Source organism: Bartonella sp. AP258QHHD, from assembly GCF_042196145.1.
Taxonomy (GTDB): domain Bacteria; phylum Pseudomonadota; class Alphaproteobacteria; order Rhizobiales; family Rhizobiaceae; genus Bartonella.
In genome coordinates this window covers 1-8,545 of sequence record NZ_JBHIPR010000071.1, presented here as the reverse complement: position 1 = coordinate 8,545, position 8,545 = coordinate 1, and the positions used below count along the sequence as shown (strand labels likewise).

Below are 8,545 nucleotides of genomic sequence, written 5' to 3'. Positions count from 1 at the left end.
TTTTTTTTAAATAAAATAACCCAAACTTTACCAATAAAATATTGAACAAAAAATCCTATTTCAAGACATTATTGGAAACAAGCAATTATAGGAAAAATCTGCCTTCATAAAAATAAAACATGAAAACAGCAAGGAGTTCAAAGAGAGCATGGCGCCTTTAAAGTAAAATATAGCACCCCATTGCAATGCATAAAAATAGGAAGTTGCCTAGGAATGAGTTAATCACAATAACGCTTGTTTTATGCTACTTTAATAGAGAAAATTTTCTGCGCAGATACGATTTATAAAGACATTGCTGTATAAAGAGAATCGCATGATCTGTAATTTGTAAAAAGAATCAAATTCCTGTAGAAGCATGCTAAGCTATCTATCTAGCTTTCTTTATTTAATATTGAAAAGTACTCTTATAAATCTATGTGGGATAACGAACAACAAAAAAACGATCCTGGACAAGACCCTGCTCTTGTCGTCAAGCGCTTGCGGCCTGCGCGCCGACAGGTCTCTGCTCGTTGGCTTACGGGAACCATTCTGACAGGAATCACTTCCTGCATTCTTATGGGGATTGCACTTTTTACGGCTCTTGATGAACAACAGCGATTGGTAACACCGCCACAATGGTTTACGCAAGAAAACCTATCAGAATCACAAGACCCTGAGGCCAATGGCTATAAAGGTGATCGTATTTCTCCCACCCATGCAAGGCAAAGCTTTGACAGAAAACGTCAATTTGAATTATCGATTCTACAAAAAAAAGGCGATGAAAAAGTCATTCAAACACAACATTTTGAATGGATTCGTATGGCTTTAGCCGAAAATCGCCCCCAGAAATATAGCTATCCAAAATTTGATTCTTTAAGCATTCTTGCTAGTGATACGAAAAATCAAAATATCGCACCACAAGAAGATTCTGGGCAGATTTATGGAGCAAAGGTTGAAACAAAACTCACCTTACGCAGCTATGATTTTAAGGTAAATCAATTCGATTTTGATGACAGCGACACATTGACAGATGAAGAGGCACAACAAGAAGTACAAAAAGCTGGATTTACTTTAGAAAAGAGCTCCGAACTTCTTTCAGTTCTCACATTGATTGATCCTTTAAAATTAGAAGATGTATCCTCCCCTTCCCAAGGCACAGAATCCCCTGAAGTTCGAATCGTTCAAGAAAATGTAACCGTTTCTCCTCAAAGTCACCGTATCGATCTGACGAAAAACTATGTTGAAGATATTATTCCTATTCGTAAAAAACAAACGATAGCCGATGCTTTCAAAAAAACCAGTTATACAAAAAAGCAAATTGACCAGGTTGTAAAAACGCTAGAAAAAATAAGCCTTTCCGATTCCCTTAAAGAGGGAAGCCTTTTACGCATTGGTATTGTGACACAAGCTGGTGAAGAAGACCATCTCGTACGCGCAAGTATCTATCAAGGGATGCATCATGTTCTCACCATTGCCCTGAATGATAAAGGCCAATTCATTGAAAGCACAGAGCCTAAAATGTCTAAAGCACTTAAAACGGCTTTTCAAAATGGTATTCCACATTCTTATATCAATAGCGCGCAATTACCAACGGCTTATGATGCACTCTATAGTGCTTTGCTAAGCCATAATATATCACAATCTCTCTCTCATCGTCTTATTCGTCTGCTAGCCACCAATATTGATATGAAAAGTCCGATAACACCCAATGATCAGATCGAAATATTTTATGCTGTACCACAAAGCGATAAAGAAAACAAAAACGGCAAAAAGAATTTGAAAGCAAAGGAATCATCCAAGAACGCTGATCCAGAAATTCGTTATATTAGTGCAACTTTTGGGAATACAACTTATAAATATTACCGTTATCAATTAAAAGATGGAAGCGTTGATTATTATGATTCTGAAGGGAAAAGTTCAAAGCCTTTCTTGCTGCGCAAACCCACACCAAATGGCATTTTTGGCTCTCCCTTTGGTCCACGCAAACATCCTATTTTAGGCTATGTCCGCATGCATACGGGTGTTGATTGGATTGCTCCTAAAGGATCACCCATTATTGCTGTAGGAGATGGTATTGTCACAAGAGTAGGCGTAACAGGCGGCTATGGAAACCATACGGAAATTCAACATGCCAATGGATATGTCAGCAGTTATTCACACCAAAGTCGTTATGCACCAGACATCAAACCAGGCGTGAAAGTACGACAAGGACAAATTATTGGGTATGTTGGATCAACAGGAATGGCAACCGGTCCCCATTGTCATTTTGAAATCATTGTCAATGGCGTCAAAGTTGATCCCATGCGCATTCGTATACCGGATAGCAAAGCCTTAACCAATCAAGACCTACAAACATTCCTACAAGAAAAAAACAACATTGATGCCTTGATCAACAGCCCAATAGCACCCTCCGAAGAAACTTAAAGCATCTGCATTTTTACGACTCAAAACATCTAAAAATATGCTTGAGCGCTTACTTTTCTTAAAGAGATTTCCGCATTTTAAATATCTATTAAAGAATACGCCGAAAGATGCCACCACCCAAGGTCGCATCACAATGATTAAAAATAAAACGCCCTCCCCTTTTCTGGTTTACGCACAATAGAAAAGTGAAAAATATGAAACCCCAAAAGGCTAACTCTTCTTGTTTATTTTATCAAAACGATAGCCCGTCCTTATTGCCATGCAATAAAATCTCAAATCAAAGGTGAGTTTTTCTAAAGAACGAAGATTCTAAAACCCATATCATTCTATAAACAACCCGACTTCTTGTTGCACAGATTCCACTGGTTGAGCACTGATGCTGTTTAAAGCCCTGAAGGAGGGAGGGCATGAGTTTTTTACAAGCGCGTTCTACCTTAAGAATATTCCTTACACACTTTTACAAAAACACCCCATATTTAAAGTTTCACATGCCTTACAAAAAATAACAAAACTTGAAAAAACTCTCTCTTTGCAAAGCAATAGAGCTTACGAATATAAGTATTATTGGCTTAAAGAAGCACTTATTCAAAATAAATTTAAAGGCTAACTTAAGCACTTCAAAGCTCTCAGACAAGGAGAACTTTGAAAGCCGATCATCGGAGTCAACAAAGCAAAAAAACAACAAGAGAGAAAATCAAACATTACACCAAAAGATAAAGAAGCAAAATTGTTTCTCTTGAAGGCAATTGACAATCTGATATGAATGGTGCTGTGTTCGCGCTACTGAAGCCGTATTTTTCCTTCTTCTTGTGAAAAGATGCCCTCCCCATACATTCACGATGAATGAAAGGCAGCTTACCACGAGAAAAGAGAAAATTTACCCTTTTAAAAAATCAGTCAGAGCTTTTTTTTGAACTATTCATGCTAAGTTTTGGCAAAGGAATGACAATCTTTGTGCCTCCTAAAGCAGAAGTTTCAAACAGAGGTTTTTCACCAAATTGCATACAGAGCTGTTCCACGACCACACGACCAAGTCCTGTTTTTTGTTTTAAAGTTTGGCTTTTCATTCCCACGCCATCATCTTCTACAATGAGCATCAATTGTCCATCTTTCTGGGGACCAAAGGAGATATAAATATGACCAGACCGTTGATCAGGAAAGGCATGTTTTAAGGAATTTGTCAGCAGTTCACCAAGGATAATTCCAAGTGTTGTCGCATCTCTTGAAGACAGGCGACAATCTTTAAAGTTGGTGTGAATGGTGATGTTTTCACGCAATTCAAAAGGGACTGCCAATTCGACATCATGCACAACAGAGCTGAGAAACTCTGCCAATAAAGTCGTTTCCATATCATCACTTAAGCGCAAACGACGATGTGCTGTAGAAATTGTCTGAATACGATCACGTGCAGCCCCTAGAACAGCACGGACCTCTTCATTTTTGCTCCGGTTTAACTGGAGCCCCAACAAAGAAGACACCGTCCCAAGAGAATTGCCAATGCGATGGCTTGCATCCTGCAACAATATTTCAACCCGTTGGCGTTCTTTTTCAGCGTGATTACGTGCTCTTTCTAATTCTTGTGTTCGTTCTTTCACGCGGGCTTCCAGAGCGATATTTTCACTATGAAGCAGCAATTGATACAATTTTAAAGAGCGCATATCACGATGAAAACGATTAATAACAAAATAGGCAGAAATAAAGGTACTCACAACGGAAACAATAGCCGCCAATGTCAAAGCCGCCCGCATCAATGCGATACCCTCACGCTGTTTTTGTCGCACCACATCATCCCCATTAATAAAGCTTGTCATCAATTGAGCTAAACGTGCTACAGGAATCTTTGATACTTCCAAAGAGTCCGCATGAGAAGGTTGAGAAGGTTGTTCAGGAATCGCATCAAGAGCACGCATATGGGCATTCATAAAGGCTTTTCGTGCTTCAACCTCTTCTTTAAAAGCCGTAAACCATTTATACCACTGCGGATGCGCATAAACAATAAGTGCGATATAGTCGAGAATATTCCCCAACTCCCGCTCTGCATTTTCAAAACGTATTTTATCTTCCGCCTTGCGCGTTTTTGCATAGCTGCGGTCAGCAACAGCCATATCAATCAGGCTAATAAGGACCAAATCAGCCTGTTCGCGCAATTCTGAACTTGTATTCAACTGTGCGACTTCTCGATCAACGGCATTTGAAAGCAACATAATAAAAACCGATGCCAAAAGAGCCATAACAAGAGAAACAACAATCGCACCCCACCGCCAGCGTGATATCGTTGCATCAGAAGAAGGCATTTGAGGCATCAAATTTGTTTTTGTTGTCATAGAATGTCCATTGGCGAACTTGAAAGTCGTCATTTTTCAGCACAAAGGAAGGCAACCTTATGGAACATAAAACCTAAAGCCCGTGAGAAAGTTTTATACAGGCTTTTCTTGTGTTCCTAAGGATACACGCCAAACTTCTGAATTCCCTCAGATACTGACTTTACTGTAATAGCTATAACGGGAATAAAAAAAACAAGGCTATCAATCATAATTATTATGCTTTTTTAGCCGTTAAATGAACACAATGTACTTCCAGCTGAGTAAGAATCAGGACCATAATCAGACTCACCATTGACTTTAAGAAGTTCTTGTAATCGATTACGCGCCCTGCTCACACGGCTTTTAATGGTTCCAACAGCACAACCACAAATAGCCGCAGCATCTTCATAAGAAAATCCCGATGCGCCAATGAGAATAATGGCTTCTCTTTGATCGGCAGAAAGCAAATTTAAGGCTTTTTTGAAATCTTGTAAATCAAGCGATCCATATTGAGCAGGATGAACAGCGACATTTTGAGTAAACACGCCATCGGTATCTTGAACTTCTCTTCCCTTTTTACGCATTTGACTATAAAATTCATTGCGCAAAATGGTAAAAAGCCAAGCTTTAAGATTAGTTCCCATCTCAAAACTATCTTGCTTAGCCCATGCCTTCATAACAGTATCTTGGACCAAATCTTCGGCTTTATCGTGCTTGCCACTTAAAGAAACAGCAAAAGCTCGTAAAGCCGGCAACACAGAAAGGAGTTCTTGTTTAAAGTTTTTCGCGCACTTTGACATAAAGGATTCAAACCTTTTCCACATTGTTTAAGCCAAATTGCTCTGCGCGCTCCAACTTCTCTAAAAGCTCAAGCAAACACCGTGGCAGTGCTTCTTCTTGAATTTCCATGTAAAATTGACGTAACTTCCGTGCTATTTCGCTATTGACCCCGAGAAGATCATCTCCAACTCTAAATTGTGTGGTGAGATTTTTTTCATCACGGTCGTTCATTTTTCATCCCCCTAATCCATATATTACTGGTAGCACCGCGAAGAATTTTTCGCCTTATGGTTGTAAATATAGCTGCCGGTAAAAAGTTCCATACAAATCAAGGAACTTTTTTATCGGTTGAGAATTTCAACCAACAAAATGCTTGAAAGGTCAAAGGAGTTATAAATTATGTCATTATCAACGCGCATTGCCCCGCATCTTCCCTATCTTCGGCGTTTTGCCCGCTCTGTCACCGGTAGCCAATCCTCTGGCGATGCCTATGTTTCAGCGATGTTGGAAGCACTCATTGCCGACATCTCCATTTTTCCCAAAGCCTCCACTGACCGAATTGGTACCTATTGGCTTTTTTGCCATCTTTTTGACCAAACCACACCAAACATCCCTGAACCCCTGCCCCAATTTGGTCTTGAACAAAAAACCAGTGCCAAATTATCCTATCTCACACCCCGTGCACGCCAAGCATTTTTGCTCATTGCTGTTGAAGGGTTTCATGAACAAGACGCCAGCGAAATCATGAATCTGGATACGAAAGAATTTCGCAAGCTTCTCAACCAAGCATCCATTGATATTTCTCAACAAATTGCCACTGAAGTCATGATTATTGAAGATGAACCTCTTATTGCACTTGATATTGAGCAAATGGTAGAAAGCCTAGGTCATCATGTTGTAGGAATAGCGCGCACGCGTGATGAAGCTGTCATCATGTATCATAAGAAAAAACCACGGTTGATTTTGGCTGATATTCAATTAGCCGATAACAGTTCAGGGATTGATGCGGTCAACGAGATTTTGAAAAATGACCGTATACCGGTGATTTTCATCACGGCTTTTCCCGAAAGGCTTCTCACTGGCGAGCGTCCAGAACCAACTTTTTTAGTGACCAAACCTTTTAACCCTGATATGGTGAAAGCGCTTATTTCCCAAGCTTTATTTTTTCAAGAGAATGCTTCTAAAGCGGCTTAGAACAGGGTAACATCTTAAAATTATGATCGTTACGCCTCTTTCAAAGCCTCCCATGGATAAATCTCATATGAGTGCGCTCATGCAAGCGATTCGTGGTGCTGATATTTGCGTTCTCTATCAGGCAACAAATCTGGTTTATTTATGGGCTGAAAACTTGCCACACCATTTGCACAATAAATGGCGGGTTGGGTGTCGTGACAGCGACTTTTTTTCGCTTGACCTTGCAGACAATATGGAAACCATCAAACTGCAAGTTTTAGCCAGTGGCAAAATGCAAACTGTTGAAGCACGTTTTGAAGATACAAACAAACAAGAGATTTGGTACAAATTTTCTATTGATTGCCACCGCAATGATAACGAAGACATTATTGGTATTATCACCACCGGTGTCAATATTTCCGGCTTACGCCGCCGTGAACAAGTGCTTAAAATCCTTCTTCGCGAAGTCAGTCACCGTTCTAAAAATCTTCTAGCGATCATTCAAAGTATTGCCAGCCAAACCGCCCGCTATACTGAATCTCTTCAGGTTTTTTTACGAAAATTTCAAGGTCGTCTTCATTCTCTTTCTCATTCTCAAGATCTGATCACTGATTCCGATTGGCGCGGTGCTCAATTTCGCGAATTGGTCCAAACGCAGGCTTTAGGTTATTTTATGAAAGAAACAGAACGTTTTTCACTTGAAGGCGTCGATCCTTATCTTTTTCCCAATGCCGCTCTGCATATTGGTTTGGCTTTTCATGAACTGATTGTCAATTCTCTTTCTTTTGGAGCCCTTTCCCAAGAAAAGGGGAGCATCTGTGTACGCTGTGAAATCGAAACAAAACTGAATGGCAAAACGCAACTTATCATCACTTGGCATGAAAATTTTGAATCCGGCATCCCTCCCACAAACAATAAAAAAGCCTGTTTTGGTAGTGCCGTTCTCGAAAAAATCGTTCCCATTTCTGTGAATGGTTCAGCTTCCCTCAAATTGACACAAGAAGGAATTGTCTATTGCCTCTCTGTTCCTGATACTTATTTTGATATTTTTTCTTAAAAGAGCATTTTAAACAATGAACAAGAGAAGTTTCCCCTTTTTTAGTAAAATGTCTCATCTGTTTATTAAGCACAAAGACATTTTCCAACCTCTTTAAACCAACCTCTATAGTCCCCCAATAGTTCCCCAAAACCTTAACGAAAAACCTTAACGATGAGAACTGAAAGCTACATAAAATCCATTCCCGCTGTTAATCAACTTCCATCCCTCATATAACCGGCATATTTTAAAACAGAAACCAAAACGATAAAGAGCAAACCGTTTCAACTTTTACTATGCCAAATAAAAGCGAGCCTATTACCCATCTCTTTTTGTATAATTTTCGCAATGCGCATACAATTTTATTTTGGCATAATATGCAATTTCAAGGAGTAAAGCTAACATCCATCATCATTCTTCAGCTTTACGGGCTTAAAGCCTCCACGAAAACGACAATTAATTGATGTAAATTACACATTTTATGCTTTTATTTATCGCATTCTTTAATGGAGATATTCTCTTCAGTTACAATAGGGCATCCTAAAACAGAATACACTTGTGTCCCTCATTCACGCATTTTTTTTTAATATTTCCCAGCGCATCCACGCTCATTTCAAAACAGTATCTGTAAATAAGATATAATAGCCCCCGTAAAGTGAACCATCAAAACCGCCCCTTGTTACGCCACGCCCTTCTTTACCTTCATACCCCTTTTCACTTCATAAAAGTAGTAGCTGAGCATCATCATACCATTTGTCTCTCATGTTACAACAGCCATTGACCTTTGAGAGCGTCCATAAGAGGCATTTTAGTCTTTTTTCAAATATTACTCACCGACATAGCCCCCCCC

Annotated in this window: 6 protein-coding genes; 3 read left to right on the top strand and 3 right to left on the bottom strand. The window is 39.5% G+C overall.

Annotation, left to right across the window (positions count from 1 at the left end; translation table 11 throughout):
- Positions 1–414 precede the first annotated feature (414 nt).
- Positions 415–2,403, top strand: coding sequence for a M23 family metallopeptidase (locus tag ACFIMM_RS08225; RefSeq protein WP_375682572.1), 1,989 nt, complete (start codon positions 415–417; stop codon positions 2,401–2,403).
- A gap of 893 nt (positions 2,404–3,296) precedes the next feature.
- Here the strand turns inward: ACFIMM_RS08225 and ACFIMM_RS08220 are convergent.
- The 3 genes from ACFIMM_RS08220 to ACFIMM_RS08210 all read right to left on the bottom strand — a co-directional run bounded on the left by ACFIMM_RS08220 (position 3,297) and on the right by ACFIMM_RS08210 (position 5,717).
- Positions 3,297–4,727 carry a sensor histidine kinase gene (locus ACFIMM_RS08220; RefSeq protein WP_375611692.1) on the bottom strand — a complete coding sequence of 477 codons (1,431 nt, stop codon included), beginning with the start codon at positions 4,725–4,727 and terminating at the stop codon, positions 3,297–3,299.
- A 224-nt stretch (positions 4,728–4,951) separates the two neighbouring features.
- Positions 4,952–5,506, bottom strand: coding sequence for an RNA polymerase sigma factor (locus tag ACFIMM_RS08215; protein ID WP_375611691.1), 555 nt, complete (start codon positions 5,504–5,506; stop codon positions 4,952–4,954).
- Positions 5,507–5,513: 7 nt separating this feature from the next.
- Complete coding sequence (locus ACFIMM_RS08210; RefSeq protein WP_375610684.1) at positions 5,514–5,717, bottom strand: NepR family anti-sigma factor; 204 nt, start codon at positions 5,715–5,717, stop codon at positions 5,514–5,516.
- A 168-nt stretch (positions 5,718–5,885) separates the two neighbouring features.
- Between ACFIMM_RS08210 and ACFIMM_RS08205 the strand changes: the two genes are divergently transcribed.
- Both ACFIMM_RS08205 and ACFIMM_RS08200 read left to right on the top strand, forming a co-directional pair.
- The gene (locus tag ACFIMM_RS08205; protein WP_375607013.1) at positions 5,886–6,680 is read left to right on the top strand and encodes a response regulator; all 795 of its coding nucleotides are present in this window, start codon (positions 5,886–5,888) and stop codon (positions 6,678–6,680) included.
- Positions 6,681–6,702: 22 nt separating this feature from the next.
- Entirely contained in the window at positions 6,703–7,716 is a 1,014-nt protein-coding gene (locus ACFIMM_RS08200; protein ID WP_375611690.1) for a sensor histidine kinase, read from the top strand.
- Positions 7,717–8,545 lie beyond the last annotated feature (829 nt).

Coding starts and splice junctions, on each gene's coding strand:
- ACFIMM_RS08220 (WP_375611692.1), bottom strand. CDS start 4,727: ATGACAACAAAAACAAATTTGATGCCTCAAATGCCTTCTTCTGATGCA.
- ACFIMM_RS08210 (WP_375610684.1), bottom strand. CDS start 5,717: ATGAACGACCGTGATGAAAAAAATCTCACCACACAATTTAGAGTTGGA.
- ACFIMM_RS08225 (WP_375682572.1), top strand. CDS start 415: ATGTGGGATAACGAACAACAAAAAAACGATCCTGGACAAGACCCTGCT.
- ACFIMM_RS08215 (WP_375611691.1), bottom strand. CDS start 5,506: ATGTCAAAGTGCGCGAAAAACTTTAAACAAGAACTCCTTTCTGTGTTG.
- ACFIMM_RS08205 (WP_375607013.1), top strand. CDS start 5,886: ATGTCATTATCAACGCGCATTGCCCCGCATCTTCCCTATCTTCGGCGT.
- ACFIMM_RS08200 (WP_375611690.1), top strand. CDS start 6,703: ATGATCGTTACGCCTCTTTCAAAGCCTCCCATGGATAAATCTCATATG.